Genomic DNA, 20,969 nt, shown 5'->3' on the forward strand with positions numbered 1-20,969 from the left:
GTGAAGCTTACCATAGCGCGGACATCTGAATTGAGCCACAGGGAAGTGCGGACAAATTCCTGGACCTTCAGGAGTTAATTTATGCATTCATACGAGGACCGGATTCGGGCCGTCGAACTCTATTACCGGTACGGAAAGAAAGCCTCCGTTGTCGTCATGGAGCTGGGATATCCTTCCACAAAACAGCTGGGCCGTTGGGTTCGGATTTATGAAGAGAAGGGCGATTTACCCAGGGAATTAAAACCAAGAGAACGCTATTCACGTACACAGAAAATTGCTGCTGTTGAGCATTATCTTACTCACGGTGGTTGCCTGTCGTACACTCGCCGAGCCATCGGCTACCCCAGTAACGAAATTCTAAAGCGCTGGATTGAAGAGTTTTACCCAAATGCGCGTCCCCTGGTCATTCGCTCAGGCACAAGCAAATGCTTCAGCCCGCAAGAGAGGTCTCAGGCCGTCCGGGAGCTCTGTAACCGACGTGGAACCGCGCGTAAAGTTGCACAAAGCATAGGCGTCAGCGTCCCGGTCCTGTACAAATGGAAGAAAGACCTTATCAGTGACGAGGCTTATCAATCCATGCGCAAACGAAAGGCAGCCCCTCAGGATAAAAATCAGGATGCTTTACTCGGTGAAATCCAGCATCTCAGGAAGCAGGTTCATCAGCTGCAGCTCGAACGTGACATACTGACAAAGGCGAATGAACTGATAAAAAAAGATCTGGGCATCAGCTTTCTGAAACTGAAAAACAGGGAGAAAACCCTGATAGTTGATGCCCTTAAGAAAAAGTACCCCGTTGCTGAGTTGCTAAGCGTTCTGCAACTTGCCCGCAGCTGTTATTTTTACCACAAAGCCAGCAAACGTCTGTACGATAAGTATGCGGAAATACGCGTGATCATGGCCGATATCTTTGAGGAGAATTACCGCTGTTACGGCTACCGGCGCCTTCACGCGATGCTTCGCAGTAACAACAGGGTTATTTCTGAAAAGGTTGTCCGCAGACTGATGGCAGAAGAGCAGCTCGTTGTTAAGCGCACCAGGCGACGACGATATAACTCTTACTGTGGCGAAATCGGTCCGGCACCGGAAAATTTACTCGCCCGGGATTTTAGTTCCTGCAGGCCAAATGAGAAGTGGCTGACCGATATTACGGAGTTCCAGCTTCCGGCTGGAAAAGTCTATCTGTCGCCGGTTATCGACTGCTTTGATGGCCAGGTTGTAAGCTGGTCGATAGGAACACGCCCGGACGCGACGCTGGTGAATACGATGCTCGATGACGCACTCGATACGCTCAACGAACATGATAAACCGGTGATACACAGCGATCGTGGTGGCCATTACCGGTGGCCGGGCTGGCTCGAGCGTATCAACACCTCCGGACTTATAAGGTCCATGTCGCGCAAAGGATGCTCGTCGGATAATGCTGCGTGTGAAGGCTTCTTCGGGCGTATCAAAAACGAAATGTTCTATGGCAGAGACTGGGCGGGTATCACGCTGGAAAAATTTATCTGCTTCCTGGACAGGTACATACGCTGGTATAACGAGAAACGTATCAAGCTATCATTAGGTGCAATGAGTCCTGTGAAGTACCGGCAGCATCTTGGGATCACAACATAACAGTCCAGGAAAACATCCGCAGCCCCCAGGCGGACATTACTATTGAGCCATTACAACCTTAGTGCGCTTAACAAAGATTATGTTAAATATTAGAATAAATAACATAAAAATCAATATGTTAAGACGGTAACCAGCTACTTTCCCATTCCAGCAACCAGTCATGGAAGCTTTAGAAACAGAGTCCTCTCATGAGTTTGTGATGCCTTAAATCCATGGTGAGCATAGAAACCTTTGGCTTCTTCAGTAAGCGCATGAACCATTATCGCACGAACCCCAATGTTCTCAGCTACGCGATAACACCGTAGAACTGCATCGTGGAGTAAATCGGCGCCAACCCCTTTTCCGTGCAATGAGACATCTACCGCCAGGCGAGCGAGTATAATCACCGGTATAGGATCTGGCATGTTACGCCGAAGACTACCTGTCGCTTCCGTATGGTTAACGCTACCGGTGGCCAAAGAGTAAAAACCAGCTACTTGCTTCGTACCCGTCTTGCAAACAACGAACGTTCGGGCAGCGCCAAGAGCTTGATTTTTTAAACCTCTCTGTTTTAGCCATTCATCGAGGACTGTCTCTCCACTGACGAACTCAGCCAGCTGATGAGAGCTGGATAACGGCTCGGGCGTGGTTATACGTCCCACTGAGGTTTCCTTGCCAGTAGTTTATTAATGGCGGGCTCATCCTCGACTGGTGCATCGAGCATATCGATGAACTCTGCATACTGTTCGTCGTTAAAATTGAAAACACGGCGATCAAGGATCACATTCTCCGCAGCCTTGCAGGCCATCTCCAGGATAAAGTCGGTTCGCGATTTATGAAGGATTTCTGCAGCGGCATCGATGAGTGCCCTCTGAGACTCTTTAGCTCTTAGGTTGAGTTGAACATCTGATTTCATACACACCTCTCTTGTATAGCAATTGATATACAAGAATAACACAACACGAACGTATAGCAAATGCTATACACTTCAAAGTACCGATAATGCGTTTTATGTTAAATATCAGTTACTTGAATCGATTTCGTAACATAAGTTGATGTGTTTGTCGTGTCATGACAGCACAATCAGGGATGTCATCCCCTAACGAGGCAAGGACTAAGTTAATGAACAGAACAGATTAAGAAGTACAGACTCGCTGGCTTGAGAGCCGGCAGCCTGAAGATCGTACCTGTAATGAAGCGGAACAATTTTCGGATGAATGCTGGAAGAACGGTCTGCGGCTGGATAAAAGCCCGTCTGTGCACTATCAACTTCTGATGGAAACCATCCGCAGGACGCTGATCCCGCGGCCAAAGTGAAGCCCTCCGTCGGTCTCCACTATTATCGCTACCGGGTTAGCCGTCAGGCATGGCCCGGTTTAAAAAGATATGCTGACAGTTCTGCTGCAGTTATATCAAACTCGAGTTGCTGGATTAATTCTGCCAGTTTTTTCTCTGCAGTATCACGATCAAACTGATTTTGTACTATCTGGAGAGCAACCTGTTTTAGCTCCGGAGGGAGGTGTTCCAGATTGATATGATTATAACCCGAAATGTCATCATCCGGATTTTCGAAGAGCCAGCCGTAACTCATAAGGTCACCTGTTCTATTTCACAAATTTCCAGACACCTGGCGGTACCCGGTCATACAACTTTCCCATCGTCATCTCCGCCAGCCGGTGATCAACCGCGGCATTGAAATGCTCAAGCTCATCATCTGACAGAGAATATTTATTTTTTTCTATTATCCTTTCCAAGGTTTCCTTCGATGTACAGCGCCGTAGTCGTAAAATCCATTCCTGTTTCGTCATTAGTTTTTTATATCCTGAGGCGTCCCTGGTATTTAATTTTACAAATAACGCAAATTTCTTTCAGGCGTTATGGCCCGTGCCGTTCTGCTTAAGATAATCACTGATGCTCAGGCCGGACAAGCGAATTTTATCCGAAACTTCCCTGAACTGCTCTTTCCATCCATTTGTCAGATGTCTTTGTGACGCGATTTTGCAGGCGACGCTGAACGGCGTTCTCCCCAGTTTTTCGGAAAGCCAGAAAAGATGCTTACCAATATCATCATTCGGGACGCCATCGAGCGCATCCAGTAATAAAGTTTCCTCTTCAGCCACCCAGGCCTGGCGGGCATTCGGAAAGCGTGGGTCAGGTACAGGTGCCTGTTTCTCTTCCTTCGGTTTCGACGATGCCGGTACCGCGGGCTTTTTCATGCCGACGCGCGCTTTCATGGCGCCGATGGCGGCCACGGCCCGCACCAGGGTTTCACGCTCCTGGCGCGTGAGCAGGCTGTCCTCGCAAATCAGGGTGTTCAGGTTATCGATCAGGGTGTCCAGTCGGTTTTCAGTGACTTTCATGTTTTAGCTCTTGTTCCTTGTGGTGGTTGGGTACAGTCCCGGTTCTCATGCTCCAGGCCGGAGTTCGTCAGTCATTTTTTGCAGCGCGAGCCGGTCACGCCAGGATGAACGTGGCCTGCTGAAGACAATGGACTCAGGGCCTCTCTCCTGCTTCGGCGTCGTTCCACACCATCACCGTGGCCAGATGCTCCGCCACCTCCCGTCCCGTGTAACCGGCCAGGATAGCCAGCGCCCGTGAGGCCGCTTCACGCGACAGCGGACTGCGGAACCCGAATCCATCCGTCATCAGGAGCCACTGCAGACGTTCAGTCCAGCGCTCTCCGGGTTTGCGAACTGGCGAAAACACAATCTCCGTCAGCTGCCCGCGGTTGCAGTACAGCTGTCGCTGTTCCAGTTCATCCAGCAGGCTGTTCAGCTCGCGCCGGTCAGCTTCTTCCTGACTCATCAGCGGCCAGCGGATGCGGTGCCACTGCAGCTCCTGCGCCTGGTCGTCCGTGAACCCCGCGCGGGCCAGCAGGTCAGCCAGCGCGGCCACCGTGTCTTCCTCGTATGTGGCAGCAGTGAGCGGGTCCGCGTCGCGCAGAACGTGCAGCAGGCGCGCCGGTGCCGGCAGCATCCGCAGGGACGCTTCAGGACTGACCACGGCCAGTTGAATATCCTCAGTCAGCCCGGTGATCCCCTCCGCCTGCAGCGCGGCGTCCAGCTGACGGCACCAGGTGCCGGTCTGGTCCGCCGGCGCGGTAACGTCCACCGTGCCCGCCTCCGGCGTGGCGCTCTCATTAATCTGTACCCGGACCGCAATCCCCGCATCGTGACAGGACTGCAGCCAGGTGGCGACCTGCAGGGGATCGCCTTCCAGGCGTGTCACCTGCCCGGCCGCATTCCACAGCTGCAGGCAGGTGGTGCCGTCAAGACGGATCACGTAGTCACCCCGCAACGCCAGGTGCCATCGACCATCCAGCTCCACCGGCCGGTCGTCAGCCTCATCTGCCTGGACAGGCGGGACCAGAGGCAGAACCCGGATCGCCGTCGCGCGCTGCTCCGCCAGGACGCGCGCCTGTTCGTCAGCGAGAAACGGGGCGGCCAGCGCACGGCCGGCATCCGTCAGCTCGACGGCCAGCTGCAGGTTCGGCGCGCGCAGGGTGCGCAGCCAGCCCGCGGCTTCCATGCGCCGGCAGGAGGCACGCAGGTTCGGCCCGTATACCGGGGCGTCCCCGCCCTGCTCCAGCACCCGCTCAATATCCCGCGTGGCCACCGGTCCAGGACGTTTCGCATCGAGGGCGGCCAGCACAATCAGCACCCGCCGCTGCAGCGGCGACGGACGTCGGGATTTTTCCCGCATCATTGCCCCTCATCCCTCTCGGATATGAGCGTTTTAAGCCGTTTATAGTCTGCTTCGACCCGTGTTGTGGCCAGGCCAGTGTGTCCGCGCAGCGCCAGGAGATACCAGAAGCGGAGGATGTCATGAGCCTTGTTCACTTCCCAGACATAATGGGTGCCATCCCTGCGAAAATCGCATTGCTTTATTTCCTCTTCTGCCATCTGCGTCATCTGCTCATAGCTGAGCGAAAACAACATATCTTCATACATCCTGCACACTCCGTCTGAACATGTCCGGTTTAATCAAAAATCATACTTCGTATAATTTACATCGCATTTAGAAAACATCATATCAGATGTGATTTTATGATTAATGATAAATATCACATTCAGTATTATTTTATGTGTTTAGTACGATTATCATATCAATGGCAGGTTTCCCGCCGTGCAGATCCGGAAATTGTCTAAGTCGGATCTCTGTAACACACATGTATTTTCCCCGGAAAGTAACGGACGTATACCAGCGTGACAGCGTCATCTGACACTTTCACACATTCGATTTTCCGAATGTATGGTTGTTTTTTTTGTCTCCGGGCGTATGCTTTACGCAACCGAACAGGAGGAATAATGACCCTTACAGCCCTTAAGCTTTTCAAAAACCTGTCCGATGAAACCCGTCTGGGTATTGTCCTGCTGCTCAGGGAGATGGGAGAACTGTGCGTCTGCGATTTCTGCACGGCGTTGGATGAGTCCCAGCCCAAGATTTCCCGTCATCTGGCAATGCTCCGGGAAAGCGGTCTATTGCTGGATCGCAAGCAGGGGAAATGGGTTCATTATCGCTTATCCCCGCATATTCCTTCCTGGGCTGCTCAGGTGATTGAGCAGGCCTGGTTAAGCCAACAGGACGACGTACAGGCCATCGCCCGTAAGCTGGCATCGGCAAACTGCTCTGGTAGCGGTAAGGCTGTTTGCATCTAAAAAAAATTTGCCTGAACATATGTGTTTTTTCGAATGTATGAGGTATTCAGAATGAAGACGTTAACGGTGTTTGACCCAGCAATGTGCTGCAGTACCGGTGTATGTGGTTCAGATGTCGATCAGGTTCTGGTTGATTTTTCTGCTGATGTGCAGTGGCTGAAAGAACGTGGTGTACAGGTTGAACGTTACAACCTGGCGCAGCAGCCCATGAGCTTTGTTCACAATGAGAAAGCGAAATCCTTCCTCGACGCATCCGGCGCAGAAGGGCTTCCGCTGCTGTTGCTGGACGGCGAAACGGTGATGGCTGGGCGATACCCAAAACGCGCTGAGCTGGCTCGCTGGTTCGGTATTCCGCTGGAGAAGGTAGGGTTAGCTCCCACCAGTTGCTGTGGTGGTAATACTTCCTGTTGCTGAATATGTCAGGAGGACATATGAAATTCTTACAGAATATCCCGCCTTACCTGTTTTTTACTGGCAAGGGAGGTGTAGGAAAAACTTCCATTTCCTGCGCGACGGCTATCCGCCTTGCCGAACAGGGTAAGCGGGTTTTGCTGGTCAGTACCGACCCGGCCTCCAATGTCGGTCAGGTATTCGATCAGGCTATCGGTAACACGATTCGCCCTGTGACAGCAGTTCCTGCACTTTCCGCACTGGAGATTGACCCGCAGGAAGCCGCCCGGCAATATCGTGCCAGAATCGTTGATCCTATCAAAGGTCTTTTGCCTGATGACGTTGTTAACAGTATCAGCGAGCAGCTTTCAGGAGCCTGTACGACTGAGATTGCTGCGTTCGATGAATTCACGGGCTTACTAACAGACGCTTCCCTGCTGACCCGCTTTGATCACATCATTTTTGATACAGCGCCGACGGGCCACACGATTCGTCTGCTCCAGCTTCCCGGTGCCTGGAGTAGCTTCATTGAAAGTAATCCAGATGGTGCTTCCTGTCTTGGCCCAATGGCCGGGCTGGAAAAGCAGCGTGAGCAGTATGCTCATGCGGTAGAGGCTTTGTCCGATCCTGAACGTACCCGCCTGGTTCTGGTTGCACGACTGCAAAATTCTACGCTGCAGGAAGTCGCCCGCACTCATGAGGAACTGGCTGAGATTGGCCTGAAAAATCAATATCTGGTGATTAATGGTGTGCTGCCTGAAGCCGAAGCTGAACATGACGCCCTGGCCGCGGCGATATGGCAACGTGAGCAGGAGGCACTGGCAAATCTTCCTGCCGGTTTATCTGAGCTACCGACAGATACCCTGTTACTCCAGCCAGTCAATATGGTTGGTGTTTCAGCATTGAAGGGACTGCTGGATACCCGTTCTGAGGCATTACCGCTCCCGGTAACGAATATCCTGTACACGCCTGAAAACTTATCTCTCTCTGGCCTGGTCGATGATATCGCTCGCAGTGAACACGGCCTGATTATGCTGATGGGCAAAGGTGGTGTAGGGAAAACCACGATGGCTGCTGCCATCGCCGTCAGGCTGGCAGACATGGGATTTGACGTGCATCTCACGACCTCTGATCCTGCTGCGCACCTGAGTACAACGCTGAACGGCAGCCTCAAAAACCTGCAGGTCAGCCGCATCAACCCTCACGATGAAACCGAACGCTATCGCCAGCATGTTCTTGAGACGAAGGGAAGAGATCTGGACGAAGCAGGGAAACGGTTACTGGAAGAGGATTTACGCTCTCCTTGTACAGAAGAAATTGCCGTGTTTCAGGCCTTCTCCCGTGTAATTCGTGAAGCGGGTAAGCGCTTTGTTGTCATGGATACCGCCCCTACCGGACACACGCTGCTGTTGCTGGATGCGACCGGGGCTTACCACCGAGAGATTGCCAAAAAAATGGGGAGTAAAGGTCATTTTACTACCCCCATGATGCAGCTTCAGGACCCGGATAGAACCAAAGTTCTGCTGGTTACGCTTCCTGAAACCACACCGGTCCTGGAAGCGGCAAACCTGCAGGCTGACCTTGAAAGAGCGGGGATTCATCCGTGGGGCTGGATTATCAATAACAGCCTTTCCATTGCGGATACGCGTTCTCCGTTGCTTTGTCAGCGTGCTCATCAGGAATTGCCTCAGATTGAGGCTGTTAAGGATCAGCATGCTGACCGTATAGCGCTTGTTCCGGTGCTGGCGTCAGAGCCCGCCGGTATTGAAAAGCTCAGAGAGTTGATGAGCTAATTTTTTGACATATACAGGGCGACAAAGTCGCCCTGTCAGGAGGTTTTATGTTACTGGCAGGCGCTATTTTTGTCCTGACCATTGTTTTGGTTATCTGGCAACCAAAGGGATTAGGGATCGGCTGGAGTGCAATGCTGGGCGCGGGACTGGCTCTGATATCTGGCGTTGTGCATGTGGGCGATATTCCGGTGGTGTGGAATATCGTCTGGAACGCGACGGCGACCTTTATTGCCGTAATTATTATCAGCCTGCTGCTTGATGAGTCCGGCTTTTTCGAATGGGCGGCATTGCATGTTTCGCGCTGGGGTAACGGTCGTGGCCGTTTGCTCTTTACGTATATCGTTCTGCTTGGTGCAGCGGTGGCGGCACTGTTTGCCAACGATGGTGCGGCACTTATTCTGACGCCGATAGTCATCGCCATGCTGCTGGCATTAGGGTTCAGCAAAGGCACGACACTGGCATTCGTCATGGCTGCAGGGTTTATTGCCGATACATCCAGCCTGCCGCTTATCGTGTCCAACCTGGTTAACATCGTTTCTGCAGACTTCTTTGGACTGGACTTCACCGAGTATGCGTCGGTAATGGTGCCGGTGGATATTGCAGCCATTGTTGCCACGCTGGTTATGCTGCATCTGTTCTTCCGCAAGGATATCCCACCGACTTACGACCTGTCTCTTCTGAAAGCACCGGCAAAAGCGATTAAAGATCTGGCAACCTTCAGAACCGGCTGGATAGTTTTAATACTTCTGCTGGTTGGGTTCTTTGTCCTTGAGCCGCTCGGTATTCCCGTTAGCGCGATTGCGGCTGTTGGCGCTGTGATCCTGTTTGCAGTAGCTAAACGAGGCCATGCCATTAACACTGGCAAAGTGCTGCGCGGCGCGCCATGGCAGATCGTCATCTTCTCATTGGGGATGTACCTGGTGGTCTACGGTCTGCGCAACGCCGGGCTAACCGAATACCTTTCAGGTGTGCTGAATGTACTGGCGGATAAAGGACTCTGGGCTGCGACGCTGGGTACTGGCTTCCTGACGGCCTTCCTGTCTTCCATCATGAACAACATGCCTACCGTGCTGGTTGGCGCTCTTTCTATCGATGGAAGCACCGCAACAGGCGTTATCAAAGAAGCGATGATCTACGCCAACGTGATTGGCTGCGATCTGGGACCTAAAATTACACCTATTGGTAGCCTGGCAACGCTGCTCTGGCTGCATGTCCTTACACAGAAGAATATGACCATCACCTGGGGATACTATTTCCGCACCGGGATCGTTATGACTCTGCCTGTGCTGTTTGTAACGCTGGCAGCGCTGGCGCTACGTCTCTCTTTCACTTTGTAATGAGATACTGATATGAGCAACATCACCATTTATTACAATCCGGCCTGCGGCACGTCGCGTAATACGCTGGAGATGATCCGCAACAGTGGTAATGAACCGACCGTTATTCATTACCTTGAAAATCCACCGTCACGCGATGAGCTGGTCAAACTCATTGCAGATATGGGCATTTCAGTCCGGGCTTTGCTGCGCAAAAACGTCGAGCCTTATGAAGAGCTGGGGCTTGCGGAAGATAAGTTTACTGACGATCAGTTAATCGATTTTATGCTTCAGCATCCGATCCTGATTAACCGTCCGATTGTGGTGACACCGTTGGGAACGCGTCTGTGCCGCCCTTCCGAAGTGGTACTGGATATTCTTCCGGATGCGCAAAAAGGCGCATTTGCTAAGGAAGACGGCGAGAAAGTAGTAGATGAGGCAGGGAAACGGCTGAAATAACCGAAAGGGGGCGATGCCCCCTTTCTCCTGCCTCAGCGTCCGGGTACCGGACTGTCCGGCAGCGTACAGCTCCCTTTTCCCAGCTGACACTGCAGCAACACCGTGTCCAGCCAGCGGCCATGCTTGAAACCGATGTCCTTCAGCGTGCCGATTTCAGTAAATCCGGAGCGAAGATGCAGCGCTACAGACGCGACGTTCGCACAGTCCCCCACAACCGCTATCATCTGGCGGTATCCCTGAGACCGGGCCCATGTTAAGGCATGATCGAGTAAGGCTTTTCCGCCCCCCTGCAGGGCGATATACCAGGGAAATCCACGTGACTGAACGTTTTTCACCCGGGCAAGCATTTCCTGCGTGTTCGGGGGGGCCGTCTCGAAGCTGCCTGTGCCGTGCAGGACATGATGGGCGTAAATACGGCGTATGGCGGGAATGTGCTGCTCTTCAGCATTGATAATGTGCATTGTATGACTCCTGTGACGTTGACTGACACACTACCGGAATTCGCGACGGCAGATTAAGCGCTTCATCTTATGACCTGTATAAGGAAATGTTTTAAGTGGAGGTGGGGCGTCGCCCCACCTGTCAGCCCGCCATTTCAGCCAGCAGGTCCACGCCTACCGGGTCGTCCTTCAGCAGTGGCGTCAGGGCAATGCGCTGTGCATAATGCCCGGCAACGTCGTCGATCAGCGGCAGTTCGCGACGGGCACGGGTGACCAGGAACGGGGAGGACGGCTTCGCGGCCGCGAGGCTGTTATTGATGACCCACGCCCAGGGGTCAATCCCGGCCCGGCGTAAGTCCTGCTGCAGCCCGGCCGCTTCCAGTACCGGCGTGGTTTCGGCAAGCGTCACGATAATGACTCTGGTCTTCTCCGGATCCTGCAGCTGCATCATTGGCGTTATCACGTGATCGTGAGCATGCCCCATCTGGCGCACCATTTCCCGGTGATAGGCCCCGGTTGCATCCAGCAACAGCAGCGTATGCCCGGTGGGCGCAGTGTCCATAATGACAAAATGGTCGTTGGCCTCTTTGATGATCCGGGAGAATGCCTGAAACACGGCAATCTCTTCGGTGCAGGGGGAACGGAGATCTTCCTCCAGTACCGCCAGTCCCTCCGCATCCAGCCCTTTTCCCTGATTTTCCAGCACAAAGCGACGATAGCGCTCAGTCTCTGCCTTTGGATCGATACGGCTAACCTGAAGGCCTGGCAGCGAGCCATCCAGGGTGTAAGACAGGTTGGCTGCCGGATCGGAGGTGGTCAGGTGGACTTTATGACCGCGTCTGGCCAGCGAGACCGCGACCGCAGCCGCCACCGTGGTTTTTCCCACGCCCCCTTTTCCCATTGTCATGACCAGCCCTTTTCCCGCCCGGCTGAGGTCCTCCACCAGGGAGGCAAGCTCCGGTAAATCGACCGTCGTGAGCGTGGCTCCCGGATCCGGCAGAACAGGTGAGCTCTCTGTAAACAGCGCCCTCAGGGCGTCCAGACCAACCAGATTAAAAGGCTTCAGATACAGCATCGACCGGGGAAGATGCGCGAGGTTTTCAGGCATGGCCCGTAAGGCCCGTTCTGAAGTGGTCAACAAAAACTGGCCACCGCGTTAGAGTTTTTCCAGTATCGGTTTTCTGATTCGTTTGGCGGTAACCCACCATTATATTCGTGCGGTCTTAGTGCGCTGTAATATCCAACGATATAGTCCGTTATTGCGTGAGCTGCATCGCTGAAGCTTACATAGCCCGTCGCCGGCACCCATTCGTTCTTCAGACTCCTGAAGAAGCGCGCCATTGGGCTGTTATCCCAGCAGTTTCCACGCCGACTCATACTCTGCCTGATCCGGTATCGCCACAGTAACTGCCGGAACTGCCTGCTCGTATAATGGCTGCCCTGGACGCCCTTCTAAGAGTCAAGCTGTTATCGGGATACTGTTGATCCGCCTGTTTTGATTGCGCAGTAACGTGTAAACTTCGCGGGAGATATATCGCTTTAGACAGCGTATCGCTTCCATTTTTGTATGTCCTTCGGCTACACGCCTGGCGACATATTCCTTTGTTTTTGCGTCAGTTCGTAAGCGTCCGATGGCGATGATGTGAAGTGCACTATTTGCAGCACGATCTCCACCACGATTAAGTCGGTAACGGTTCGTTTTTCCAGAAGAAACGGGGACCGGGCTGACACCACACAGTGCCGCAAATCCTGATTCTGATCTTAACCGTTGAGGATTGTCTCCGGCAGTGATCAGCAACTGTGAAGCGCTTTCGTATCCGATAGCATTACGTTTAATCAGCTCAGGTGCCAACTCGTCGACAATTGCCGCAATCATGACATCCAGATCAGCGATTTCGTCATGTAACTCGAGATAGCGTCGGGCAAGGGACTTTAATGAAATGCGATAAACGTTGGTTACATTGCGGTATTCACTGGCATCAGGTCTCCAGGAACCCAGGGTCCTGATGAGCTGCATGCGCGTCATATTTCTGAGCTGTTCACGTAATTCATCCGGGGCAGAGATAATATTTGAATGGATAATCTGGAGAGCGACTCTGCGGGCTGATATTGCTGTTTTTCGGCAAGTTTTTAATACCCGCAGGGACTCAATCATGCCATCACGCGTTTTGGGAGTAACTGTCCTGATGCCTGAGAATGCTGCATGAGCGGCACATTCAGCATCAATTGTGTCACTTTTACCCCGTTTGCGTCGCTCCATCCGGTCTGGAGCAGTCACCTCAAGAACTTCTAACCCGGCGTTCTGAAAATAACGAAGCAAACCGGAACCATAGGTACCTGTGCACTCAACACCAATTCGCTTTAATGTCCCAAACGAGGTCATCCATGCCAGCATCTGCCGGTAACCTTGTCGTGTTGTGGAGAAATACTGAGTCCCAAGGACTTTATTGTTCTGATCTACGACAGCGGCAACGTGCAAATCTTTATGTGTATCCACGCCACCCACAACGGCAGCTTCGGTAACTTTATCAACCATGACAGAGCTCCTGTGAGGAAACAGAGTTGAATCTCCAGACAGATAACCCGGACAGGACAGTAACGAGACAAGCCGTCAGGCCCTTCTTGAGTCACGCGCATCGGTGAGGAGATGCCTCGCATGAAGGCGCTTCCGGCAACCGACGGGTCCAGGGCAGGACACAAAAGGTCGATCGCTGTGTGAGTCAGGATGCGGGAAGGTCTTCACTGCATCAGTAATCACACCAATCTGGTTAAACGGCAAACTAAGTGGTGGTAAAGACTGACATCGGCATTATTACTATCGCTATGTACGATAACCTCGCTGTCTGGTTTTCGGCGCCAGACCGCCATCATCAGCGCGTCGAGCGCCAGTTCGCGTGAGAGAGTGGGTTTCATCGACCAGCCGACCACATTACGGGCGAAGAGATCGATAACCACCGCCAGATACAGCCAGCCCTGCCAGGTGCGGAGTAGAGTAAGAGGCAGGGCGTAGTCGGACTATTTCCCTGCCTCTCCTCCCCGAACCGGACGTGCACCTTTCAGCGCATCCGGCTCTCCATTTAAATGCTGGCGAACGCCATTGCCACTTCTGTAAAGCGCGATGTATACGTGTTTCTGGTCTCCGTCCTCAGATAGGGATTACCTTCGGGTAGCCGCCAGCGGAACAGCTTCTTGCCTTGCCCCACCAACCGGTACAGTATTTCGCCGCTGAGCTTGCCGTGATTGGTTTTACCAAATAAAACCCACGTTTTGCTCTGACCCGGTTTCGGTGATTTACACCACCACCTCATCAGGGAAGCGATACCTGTACGGTATTTGCGGGCCAGCCAGTGAGCCAGCTTCCAGAACACGACACGGTCGATATAACTGAAGACTTTGGCCTTAAAATCAACGAACTGATAGAACATGGCCCAGCCTTTCAGTTTTCGGTTGAGTTGTTCAGCCATATCGACTTTGCTTTCACTGTAGTTGCCTGATAACAGTGCTGTCAGCGATGCGGCGAAGTTTCTGGCTTTCTCCTGCGGGATCGTTGAGACCACTCGCATCTCGCCATAACGACTGCGTTTGCGAATGATCCTGTGCCCCAGAAAGATAAAGCCGTCATTAACATGGGTGATTTTAGTCTTATCCATGTTCAGCCTGAGTTTCAGACTGCCTTCGAGCACACCCCGACACTCCTCCCTGATGGCTTCCGCCTGTGCTTTGGTGCCTTTGACGATGAGGACAAAATCATCGGCATAGCGGCAGTACGCCACCGCGGGTTTCCACTGCCAGTTTTCTCTGACCGCCGTACTTCGGCCCCGTTGGATACTGTTATTCCAGTACCACCGATCTTTTCTGGCTTTCCCGCTCAGGTAGCGCTCATGCAGGTATTGATCGAACTCATTCAGCATGATGTTCGATAATAGCGGCGATATAACACCGCCCTGTGGTACACCTTCACTGGCCGCCCGAAAGAGACCGACATCGATATGTCCCGCCTTGATGGTTTTCCACAGCAGAGTCATGAAACGTGCGTCACTGATCCTGCGGCGTACAGCCTTCATCAGCAGTCGATGATGTACGGTGTCGAAGTAACTGGACAGGTCGCCTTCAATCACCCAGCGTCCCCGGGTTTCACCACAGTCTGTGAGCTGTAATTTCACCGTGCGGATCGCGTGGTGGACACTGCGCTCAGGCCGGAAGCCATATGAGAGCGTATGAAAATCACTCTCCCATATCGGCTCCATCGCCATCAGCATGGCCCGCTGAACAATACGATCCCGCAACGCGGGGATACCCAGTGGTCGCAGTTTGCCGTTGCTTTTAGGGATGTAAACCCGTCTGGCGGGCAAGGGCTGGTAGTGGCCTGAGAGTAATTCATCCCTGAGGATTTGCAGCTCAACAGCCAGTCTGGCCTGTAGCATTGTTTTGTTCACGCCATCAACGCCGGGGGTATGGGCCCCCTTTGATGAAAGCGTGATCCGCGCCGCTTCAGCCAGCCATTCTGGTTGTGTTATCAGACGCAGCAGCCGTTGAATCCGTAGGGACGGATCGGTGGCTGCCCATGTGGCAAGCTTGCGTTGCATTTCGCTGATTATCAAAGGTCTTCACCTCGTTAGGTCAGTTAATTCACGTCGCAAACACATTCAAACTGCTTCCCTTCGCCATGTAATGGGCTTTCCCCATCGCGGACTACTACGGAAGCTCCGCCAGCCAGCGCGTCATCGGAGCCATGCCCCCTTAACATCCGTCGCTGACCTTCCCCGGTTTACCTGCCTGGACTCAGGCATACTGAGGAGGCTGCCCGTCGCACTCTTTATCCTTGCTTGCCGCAAGTTGGCAGAAGTCAGCAACGCAAGCGTGATAGACGCTGCTGCCCCGGTGTTTCGCATACATGTCAAAACACCTTCGACCGGCAGTGCTTACGTATCACTGCCAGTTCCTCCTGCACGGCCTGTCAGATCACGTAGGCCGTGGTGACGTTTTCAACCCACAGAGGCGGATTAACGGGTTCATGTTCTTCAGCCTTTCAGTACTTAACCTTGAGGATCATCTCGGCTTAGTGATCTCGCCTCAATCCCCGTTGTCAGCGGGTTACATCACCCTGCGGGCATGCCGCAGGTCACTGCCGCTCAGGTTCTCCACCGTCACACCCGGTGGGATTGTTGGGTTTCTCATCGTGAGTTACCGGTTCAATATTCCAGACAGACTCGCGGTTCATTTAAGCATCCATGCCCGCCCTGAACTCCGGGCACACTATAGGTCACATCACCGCACCACACCTGATTTGGTTCCGTTACGGCGAACTGTCGCTCAAGATGATTCGGGATAGCAACGTGCTCATGACCGCCACGCTTATACCGGTGAGTCGGCTGCTGGCAACTGACCAGCCCCAGCTCTTTCATGAGTCTGCCAGCAAGCCAGCGCCCCATCTGGTAGCCTCTCTGGGTTGCCATTGTGGCGATGCTTCTTGCTCCGGCAGAGCCGTGGCTGATGCCATGCAGTTCAAGTACCTGACTGCGTAATACAGCCCGTCTGCCGTCTGGCTTTTCAGGACGGTTTTTCCAGTATTTGTAGCTGCTGCGATGAACCCCGAACACATGGCAGAGAGTGGCCACAGGATAACGCGCCCTGAGTTTCCCGATTATCGAGAACTGTTCAGGGAGTCTGACATCAAGAGCGGCTTTTTTTAATATGTCCCGTTCGTCGGTAACCCGTTTCAGCTCTTTCTGGAGACGGCGGATCTCGGCCTGAGCATCTGACTGTTCTTTATTAGTGGAAGAATCCGGACCGTACTTCTTTATCCAGGCATAAAGGCTGTGGGTGGTGATATCGAGACGTGTTGCAACGCTGGCAACAGAATAACCGCGATCAACAACCTGTTTGACTGCTTCAGTTTTAAACTCTTCGGGATAACGCTTACCGCTCATGGGCACCTCTCTTTAAGCCATCTTAAATGACTCTGAGGTGTCTGTTAAACCCGTGGCGATTCAGTACTCAATGCTGAATGGGCAGCAAGAGGGCGCAGGGGATTTGAACGTAATCCCCGTGATGATTAGCCTCCTTTGGGCTGAAAAATTTGCGCATGTGCAAACCACCGGAGCACACGCTAATAGGCCGTTCAGAAGGTGAGCGTCAGGCCACTCTGAAAATTGCCCGTACCATGCTGCAGAACGGCATTGACCGCAATACTGTCATGAAAATGACCGGTCTGACTGAAGATGACCTGGCACAAATCCGCCACTAATCCCCCTTTCCTGGCACTCCCTGCCGGGCCATCAGTGAAAACTGGTGGGGCAGGGAGGCATCAGACTCAGGCTCAGCCTGCCAGCCACAGCGATTTAACAGTTTCATTATCCCAGTTACGTTCCCTGTCAGACGTACTGTCAGCGGATTTGTCTGTTGGCCATTGTCGTCAAAAGCGGCATCAAGGTTTGTCCGTAAGAGATAAACACCGTTTACTCCAGGATTGAGTACCAAAGCATATCGTCCGGCCCATTCTCTGTCGCTCATTACGCGGTAATTCCAGCCCATGTCTTTCGCTGTTTCCAGCGCATACGTCAGGCGGAACATGTCGTTCTGTTCAGTCAACTCGCCGCTGCAGGAGCGCCAGACATAGCCCAGTTTGTCGGCCAGCTTAGCTCTCACACCCAGCAAACGCCCCTGATTCAGTAACCACCCGATATCCTGTGCCACATCGCGCGAGAATCGCCGTTGCTTCAGTGCTGCCGCGAGCCAGCGGGTGAGAAAGAGATTTTCCTGTGCGGGAGAGAGTTCTCCCTGCTCCTGTCTGGCCAGTGCCAGCGCGACCAGTGCACACCATGCCAGATGGCCTGTTTTTTCTGTCAGCGTCATAACAGATACCTCCCTTCAGTCTTACTGATTCCCAGGTCTTAAATCTCAGTTGTTCAGCTCTGTTCAGTCGGTCTCAGCTGCCATGTTGCCCCACCAAAACAGGTCACACCGACCACCTGCTCCCAGGTTTCCTTCTGCTCCAGCAGCTTCTCCAGCGCATGAAAGTCCGCGCGCGAGAGCACAATATCTTCCCGCTCGCCGGGCGACTCCAGAATATACCCCTCAGGTATCCGCGTGGCCGATTCAGCAGCCTGCCGTGAGGATATGCGGTAAAAGGTTTTGATGCATCCTCCGCGAGTGAGGGCATCGAGGATGATGCTTTCGGCAACGCGCATGACTGGCTCCGGTTAAAAGTGTTTCACGTCTTTGCCGGTGTGCAACTGGCGACGCTCATCATGCCGCGTAGTGCTTCCACAGACAACGGCTTTGCCTCATTGCCCCGGTGGACCATCGCATGGCAGTTCGGACAAGGAATGCTATGGTAAATATAACCTTCCCCTTACACTCATGAAGCTTATGGAAGAATTATTCACTTGTCCGATATGTAAACTCTCATTTGGCCATAAAGCTAGGTTGAGAAAGCATATAAAAAAGCATACGAAATCCCTTGAAAAGAATCTCGCTAAGGCCAACTCAACCAAAAAGGCTGAGCATGAAAAGATGCTTATTCAGGAGAGGATTGCAAGGACAGGTAGCGCTTTTAAAAATGAATCGGAGAGAAATAAGTACTTTGAAAGAAGGCGTGCTGAAAACCCCATATTTGATATCGATACGCCGATCAGAAAGGCCTCGTTTATAGTGAATGCCGGTGCCTTTGGTTTGGGTAAATCCAGAAAAAACTAGCCGTTTTTTTGGCAAAAGCAGATCTAATGTCCCCGTGGTGAGTATATAAAAAATTACGGGGAGCTGAGCGACCTTCGTCTAGCTCTCTTCTTGTTTTTTTGCCGCAGCGGACTCTCGCGTGCGTCAGACACAAGTGGCGCAGGGGACGGGTTTTTGATGCGCGTCAGCGCATGGGAGGCGCCATGCGCCGGAGACCCCCGCAGCGAAGCGAGGACGAAAAAAGCATTACGGCTTCAGCCGTAATAATCCCCCACACTGCTAAGCCCAGAACAAACCCGCTAAAAACGATACAGAAGCTGCTGTGCGCGGTCGGAGTGGTCACGACAAGGCGATAGCCGCAGTCGGGGCGTATCTCCGCGTTAGCGGGCCGTTAGGGCCGCTTACGAGCGTGTACGCCAGAACGAAAAGCAACACCACCCACAGCAATGACAAGATCTAGTTACAACATCCGCCATTCTAAAGCGATGGTGTTCCCCGGCCTTCGGCCGGGGGCGGCGGCGCTTTTCAGTGGTGGGGAGGGGCACCTGGCTGGCAAACCGGCGCCGGTTTTATGACGGATTTCCTTTTGAATGCTGTAACTAATGAGGTTCTCCGGTCGGGGCCCGTCGCGAAGCGATGGGCGCTACTTTTATCTGAGCGACGCGGACGCTTGCGGCCGCTGTAAGCGAAGGCCTCACTGAGTTATTCACAGAGCCGGCAAAGACAAAAGATCTCCCTGCAGCTTGCAATGCAGGGGATTAAAAAAGTGGGGTAAGACTATTTTGCAGGTTTGCTGTTACCCTTTTGCTAAATTCCCTGTTTATTCATTTGCGGGTTTTTGTGGATAAGTGAAAACCTGGTGCGAACGTCACAGGGTATACGTGCTCAAACCAGCGATGGTCCGACGGCCGGAACGTCAGATGGATAAAAACCAGGCAATTTCATGAATCCGGACAAACGCCAAAAGCCCCGGGCAGGGGCATAGAAAAAATAGCTAAATGATATCCGTCAGGACGGCGGAGCCAGGGCCAGCTCCAGCTGATACAGGTTCTGAATGGCCAGCTGCTGCAGCCGCTCCGTTGTACACCAGTAAGCCTCGTCTGCCGGCATTGTCTTCAGGATATGAAGCGACATTTCGTGAATCTGGCGCTCACGAGAATATCTGGCCAGGCGGTTAGCTCGTTTACGTTCGGCGCCACGCTGCCGACGGAACCTCAGTGCATCGAGAGTTTTTTGACGGTACCAGCGCTCACGTGCTGCACACGGGGAGATCTCCTCATCTTCACGCAGAATCCCCTCCTCGATAAGACGACGACGCTCTTCGCTTTGCCGGAGCTTTTTTTGTTGTTCCGCATCAAGTTTTTCCAGATCCACTCCCAGCATCTGAAACCCTAACGCGGTGATATAGACGTATTTAGGAAGCCAGGTACGGGATTCCCTGTCCCAGCTATTTTCTTCAGATACAGCCAGGACACCAAAACGAACCTGTTCGTCAATCAACCGGGACAGACGTGAGACTGTTACCTCTGTTTCCGGAATAACTTTTCCATGACTGTCTTTCTGGCTGAGTTCTTTTGCCAGACGAGAAATACACATACCGACCGTCAGCTTGCCGGCATCACAGAAGCTGATCAGCACTGGCCAGATAGCATCCAGCAGACGTTGCTTTTCCGGCCGGAAGCCATACCGGCGGCCAGCCCGACGACGTTCCCTGACGTACAGCGGATGAAGCGATACGTGCATACGCAGTCGCACCTCACCAGTGGTGCGATCTTTTTGAACAAGACGGTTATAGGCGTGCCCCAGCTGGCCACCCAGTTTTTTGTAATGCTCCGGTCGAAACCAGGTCGGGTTTTCACATTTGGGTTTTGTGGAGTGCTCGCCGCGCCGGCGACGGGTAGATTTCTTCTCCGGGGAAACCAGAAAAGATGCCACATGGCCGTCCTCTACCCCCTGCCAGAAACGGATCTGTTCATCCATATCCAGCTGACTCCAGTGTTGCGGATTGTGCGCATTACTCATCTGCACTCTCCCTGCCGCTGTTTTTGGCGGCCAGACACTTCAGTCTGGCTTCGCTCAGAGAGAGTGGAAATACGCCAAGAAATTCGAACAGCTTAGGGGTGAAAAAAATCTCAGCAGTTGAATAGCAATCCGATGAGCAGGCAACAAATTCAAAATCTTTTTCCAGCGATTCCAGTGCCCTGATTGCTCGTGTAATGGACACTTCGCCAGAAAGAGATTTAGTTGCAAGTCCGCACTCCAGGGCAATCTCCCTGAGTGAGCGCAGAACTTTATTTGACAGGGGATCGTAATAAAAACACATCGCCATGAGCAACGCATTCATCGCTCTGCGGCGCAAAAATGGGGGTTTACGTTTTCGTATTCCGTCCCTACGCGACATCGCTGATGCGATATCGAAACTGAAGCTTTCAGTGAAACCATTGGCTTTTACCATAAGTTTCAGCGAGAAAGGCCAGGGAGTGTAGTCCTGGGGAACCGTGAAAACAGGTTCAGGATTGTTTACCTGAACATACTTGCATGAGCTTTGTTGGTTATGATCAGTCACCGCTTCCTGCGCTTATGTTGCACAGAAGGAGCGAATGACACAGAAACTGAGCTTGAAGTTTTCTGAGCATGTACATA

The 20,969-nt window shown here is 52.8% G+C and carries 22 protein-coding genes and 5 pseudogenes; 8 read left to right on the plus strand and 19 right to left on the minus strand.

Annotated features, from left to right (window positions below; all coding sequences use genetic code 11):
• Positions 1-81: 81 nt before the first annotated feature.
• On the plus strand, positions 82-1,614 hold the full coding sequence (locus tag C2U53_RS01470; protein WP_009310015.1) for an IS3-like element ISKpn38 family transposase: 1,533 nt from the start codon (positions 82-84) through the stop codon (positions 1,612-1,614).
• Positions 1,615-1,772: 158 nt separating this feature from the next.
• Here the strand turns inward: C2U53_RS01470 and C2U53_RS01475 are convergent, their stop codons facing one another.
• The 7 genes from C2U53_RS01475 to C2U53_RS01510 all read right to left on the minus strand — a co-directional run bounded on the left by C2U53_RS01475 (position 1,773) and on the right by C2U53_RS01510 (position 5,543).
• Entirely contained in the window at positions 1,773-2,255 is a 483-nt protein-coding gene (locus C2U53_RS01475; RefSeq protein WP_003026803.1) for a GNAT family N-acetyltransferase, read from the minus strand.
• Positions 2,243-2,509: a DUF1778 domain-containing protein gene (locus C2U53_RS01480; RefSeq protein WP_003026799.1), complete on the minus strand. Its 267-nt coding sequence runs from the start codon at positions 2,507-2,509 to the stop codon at positions 2,243-2,245. The genes C2U53_RS01475 and C2U53_RS01480 overlap by 13 nt, the downstream gene beginning before the upstream one ends.
• 444 nt (positions 2,510-2,953) lie before the next feature.
• Positions 2,954-3,184 carry a hypothetical protein gene (locus C2U53_RS01490; RefSeq protein WP_004206660.1) on the minus strand — a complete coding sequence of 77 codons (231 nt, stop codon included), beginning with the start codon at positions 3,182-3,184 and terminating at the stop codon, positions 2,954-2,956.
• 13 nt (positions 3,185-3,197) lie between these two features.
• Positions 3,198-3,401 (minus strand): HHA domain-containing protein, encoded by a 204-nt coding sequence (locus C2U53_RS01495; protein ID WP_004206661.1) that lies wholly within the window; start codon positions 3,399-3,401, stop codon positions 3,198-3,200.
• Between the two features lie 60 nt (positions 3,402-3,461).
• On the minus strand, positions 3,462-3,953 hold the full coding sequence (locus C2U53_RS01500; protein ID WP_004206662.1) for a hypothetical protein: 492 nt from the start codon (positions 3,951-3,953) through the stop codon (positions 3,462-3,464).
• 133 nt (positions 3,954-4,086) lie between these two features.
• On the minus strand, positions 4,087-5,298 hold the full coding sequence (locus tag C2U53_RS01505; RefSeq protein WP_032415728.1) for a hypothetical protein: 1,212 nt from the start codon (positions 5,296-5,298) through the stop codon (positions 4,087-4,089).
• A complete protein-coding gene (locus C2U53_RS01510; protein ID WP_004193994.1) occupies positions 5,295-5,543 on the minus strand; it encodes a hypothetical protein in 249 nt (82 codons plus the stop codon). Before C2U53_RS01510 ends, C2U53_RS01505 begins: the two co-directional genes overlap by 4 nt.
• 357 nt (positions 5,544-5,900) lie before the next feature.
• On the opposite strand from C2U53_RS01510, the gene arsR reads away from it, so the two are divergent.
• From arsR to arsC, 5 genes are read left to right on the plus strand one after another with little or no spacing between them, the layout of a single operon-like run.
• Positions 5,901-6,251 carry an As(III)-sensing metalloregulatory transcriptional repressor ArsR gene (arsR, locus tag C2U53_RS01515; protein ID WP_004206664.1) on the plus strand — a complete coding sequence of 117 codons (351 nt, stop codon included), beginning with the start codon at positions 5,901-5,903 and terminating at the stop codon, positions 6,249-6,251.
• A gap of 51 nt (positions 6,252-6,302) precedes the next feature.
• Positions 6,303-6,665 (plus strand): arsenite efflux transporter metallochaperone ArsD, encoded by a 363-nt coding sequence (gene arsD / locus C2U53_RS01520; protein WP_004206665.1) that lies wholly within the window; start codon positions 6,303-6,305, stop codon positions 6,663-6,665.
• Positions 6,666-6,682: 17 nt separating this feature from the next.
• On the plus strand, positions 6,683-8,434 hold the full coding sequence (gene arsA / locus C2U53_RS01525) for an arsenite efflux transporter ATPase subunit ArsA (RefSeq protein WP_016151356.1): 1,752 nt from the start codon (positions 6,683-6,685) through the stop codon (positions 8,432-8,434).
• A 47-nt stretch (positions 8,435-8,481) separates the two neighbouring features.
• The gene (gene arsB, locus C2U53_RS01530) at positions 8,482-9,771 is read left to right on the plus strand and encodes an arsenite efflux transporter membrane subunit ArsB (protein WP_004206668.1); all 1,290 of its coding nucleotides are present in this window, start codon (positions 8,482-8,484) and stop codon (positions 9,769-9,771) included.
• A gap of 12 nt (positions 9,772-9,783) precedes the next feature.
• Positions 9,784-10,209 carry a glutaredoxin-dependent arsenate reductase gene (gene arsC, locus C2U53_RS01535; RefSeq protein ID WP_004206670.1) on the plus strand — a complete coding sequence of 142 codons (426 nt, stop codon included), beginning with the start codon at positions 9,784-9,786 and terminating at the stop codon, positions 10,207-10,209.
• A gap of 32 nt (positions 10,210-10,241) precedes the next feature.
• Here the strand turns inward: arsC and C2U53_RS01540 are convergent, their stop codons facing one another.
• The 7 genes and pseudogenes from C2U53_RS01540 to C2U53_RS01580 form a co-directional block, all read right to left on the minus strand.
• The gene (locus C2U53_RS01540; protein WP_004206671.1) at positions 10,242-10,670 is read right to left on the minus strand and encodes a GNAT family N-acetyltransferase; all 429 of its coding nucleotides are present in this window, start codon (positions 10,668-10,670) and stop codon (positions 10,242-10,244) included.
• Positions 10,671-10,791: 121 nt separating this feature from the next.
• A pseudogene (locus tag C2U53_RS01545) lies at positions 10,792-11,778 on the minus strand (ArsA-related P-loop ATPase); the annotation flags it as partial.
• 5 nt (positions 11,779-11,783) lie between these two features.
• Positions 11,784-12,092 (minus strand): annotated as a pseudogene (locus C2U53_RS01550) (integrase core domain-containing protein); the annotation flags it as partial.
• A 16-nt stretch (positions 12,093-12,108) separates the two neighbouring features.
• Complete coding sequence (locus tag C2U53_RS01555) at positions 12,109-13,185, minus strand: IS110 family transposase (protein ID WP_000227969.1); 1,077 nt, start codon at positions 13,183-13,185, stop codon at positions 12,109-12,111.
• A gap of 224 nt (positions 13,186-13,409) precedes the next feature.
• A pseudogene (locus C2U53_RS01565) lies at positions 13,410-13,646 on the minus strand (DDE-type integrase/transposase/recombinase); the annotation flags it as partial.
• Between the two features lie 80 nt (positions 13,647-13,726).
• On the minus strand, positions 13,727-15,235 hold the full coding sequence (ltrA, locus tag C2U53_RS01570; RefSeq protein ID WP_001189111.1) for a group II intron reverse transcriptase/maturase: 1,509 nt from the start codon (positions 15,233-15,235) through the stop codon (positions 13,727-13,729).
• A 672-nt stretch (positions 15,236-15,907) separates the two neighbouring features.
• A pseudogene (locus tag C2U53_RS01580) lies at positions 15,908-16,579 on the minus strand (IS3 family transposase); the annotation flags it as partial.
• Between the two features lie 185 nt (positions 16,580-16,764).
• Here C2U53_RS01580 and C2U53_RS01585 point away from each other — a divergent pair.
• Positions 16,765-16,896, plus strand: a pseudogene (locus C2U53_RS01585) (ISNCY family transposase); the annotation flags it as partial.
• On the opposite strand, the gene C2U53_RS01590 reads toward C2U53_RS01585, so the two are convergent.
• A complete protein-coding gene (locus C2U53_RS01590; RefSeq protein ID WP_000176305.1) occupies positions 16,893-17,504 on the minus strand; it encodes a DUF2913 family protein in 612 nt (203 codons plus the stop codon). The pseudogene C2U53_RS01585 and the gene C2U53_RS01590 sit on opposite strands and share 4 nt — an antisense overlap.
• Positions 17,505-17,557: 53 nt before the next feature.
• A complete protein-coding gene (locus C2U53_RS01595) occupies positions 17,558-17,839 on the minus strand; it encodes a hypothetical protein (RefSeq protein ID WP_040212832.1) in 282 nt (93 codons plus the stop codon).
• Positions 17,840-18,020: 181 nt separating this feature from the next.
• On the opposite strand from C2U53_RS01595, the gene C2U53_RS01600 reads away from it, so the two are divergent.
• Positions 18,021-18,347 (plus strand): C2H2-type zinc finger protein, encoded by a 327-nt coding sequence (locus C2U53_RS01600; protein ID WP_004201125.1) that lies wholly within the window; start codon positions 18,021-18,023, stop codon positions 18,345-18,347.
• 987 nt (positions 18,348-19,334) lie between these two features.
• Here the strand turns inward: C2U53_RS01600 and repA (C2U53_RS01605) are convergent.
• From repA (C2U53_RS01605) to tap, 3 genes are read right to left on the minus strand one after another with little or no spacing between them, the layout of a single operon-like run.
• Positions 19,335-20,348 (minus strand): plasmid replication initiator RepA, encoded by a 1,014-nt coding sequence (gene repA, locus C2U53_RS01605; protein WP_015065551.1) that lies wholly within the window; start codon positions 20,346-20,348, stop codon positions 19,335-19,337.
• Entirely contained in the window at positions 20,341-20,892 is a 552-nt protein-coding gene (gene repA, locus C2U53_RS01610) for a plasmid replication initiator RepA (RefSeq protein WP_022631532.1), read from the minus strand. The genes repA (C2U53_RS01605) and repA (C2U53_RS01610) overlap by 8 nt, the downstream gene beginning before the upstream one ends.
• A complete protein-coding gene (gene tap / locus C2U53_RS30650) occupies positions 20,885-20,962 on the minus strand; it encodes a RepA leader peptide Tap (RefSeq protein WP_014386216.1) in 78 nt (25 codons plus the stop codon). Before tap ends, repA (C2U53_RS01610) begins: the two co-directional genes overlap by 8 nt.
• Positions 20,963-20,969 lie beyond the last annotated feature (7 nt).

This window comes from Citrobacter sp. CFNIH10, assembly GCF_002934585.1.
GTDB lineage: Bacteria > Pseudomonadota > Gammaproteobacteria > Enterobacterales > Enterobacteriaceae > Citrobacter_A > Citrobacter_A amalonaticus.

Coding starts and splice junctions, on each gene's coding strand:
- C2U53_RS01540 (WP_004206671.1), bottom strand. CDS start 10,670: ATGCACATTATCAATGCTGAAGAGCAGCACATTCCCGCCATACGCCGT.
- arsA (WP_016151356.1), top strand. CDS start 6,683: ATGAAATTCTTACAGAATATCCCGCCTTACCTGTTTTTTACTGGCAAG.
- repA (WP_015065551.1), bottom strand. CDS start 20,348: ATGAGTAATGCGCACAATCCGCAACACTGGAGTCAGCTGGATATGGAT.
- C2U53_RS01505 (WP_032415728.1), bottom strand. CDS start 5,298: ATGATGCGGGAAAAATCCCGACGTCCGTCGCCGCTGCAGCGGCGGGTG.
- C2U53_RS01510 (WP_004193994.1), bottom strand. CDS start 5,543: ATGTATGAAGATATGTTGTTTTCGCTCAGCTATGAGCAGATGACGCAG.
- arsB (WP_004206668.1), top strand. CDS start 8,482: ATGTTACTGGCAGGCGCTATTTTTGTCCTGACCATTGTTTTGGTTATC.
- C2U53_RS01595 (WP_040212832.1), bottom strand. CDS start 17,839: ATGCGCGTTGCCGAAAGCATCATCCTCGATGCCCTCACTCGCGGAGGA.
- C2U53_RS01500 (WP_004206662.1), bottom strand. CDS start 3,953: ATGAAAGTCACTGAAAACCGACTGGACACCCTGATCGATAACCTGAAC.
- C2U53_RS01590 (WP_000176305.1), bottom strand. CDS start 17,504: ATGACGCTGACAGAAAAAACAGGCCATCTGGCATGGTGTGCACTGGTC.
- arsD (WP_004206665.1), top strand. CDS start 6,303: ATGAAGACGTTAACGGTGTTTGACCCAGCAATGTGCTGCAGTACCGGT.
- C2U53_RS01490 (WP_004206660.1), bottom strand. CDS start 3,184: ATGAGTTACGGCTGGCTCTTCGAAAATCCGGATGATGACATTTCGGGT.
- arsC (WP_004206670.1), top strand. CDS start 9,784: ATGAGCAACATCACCATTTATTACAATCCGGCCTGCGGCACGTCGCGT.
- ltrA (WP_001189111.1), bottom strand. CDS start 15,235: ATGCAACGCAAGCTTGCCACATGGGCAGCCACCGATCCGTCCCTACGG.
- C2U53_RS01600 (WP_004201125.1), top strand. CDS start 18,021: ATGGAAGAATTATTCACTTGTCCGATATGTAAACTCTCATTTGGCCAT.
- C2U53_RS01495 (WP_004206661.1), bottom strand. CDS start 3,401: ATGACGAAACAGGAATGGATTTTACGACTACGGCGCTGTACATCGAAG.
- C2U53_RS01470 (WP_009310015.1), top strand. CDS start 82: ATGCATTCATACGAGGACCGGATTCGGGCCGTCGAACTCTATTACCGG.
- C2U53_RS01555 (WP_000227969.1), bottom strand. CDS start 13,185: ATGGTTGATAAAGTTACCGAAGCTGCCGTTGTGGGTGGCGTGGATACA.
- C2U53_RS01480 (WP_003026799.1), bottom strand. CDS start 2,509: ATGAAATCAGATGTTCAACTCAACCTAAGAGCTAAAGAGTCTCAGAGG.
- tap (WP_014386216.1), bottom strand. CDS start 20,962: ATGCTCAGAAAACTTCAAGCTCAGTTTCTGTGTCATTCGCTCCTTCTG.
- arsR (WP_004206664.1), top strand. CDS start 5,901: ATGACCCTTACAGCCCTTAAGCTTTTCAAAAACCTGTCCGATGAAACC.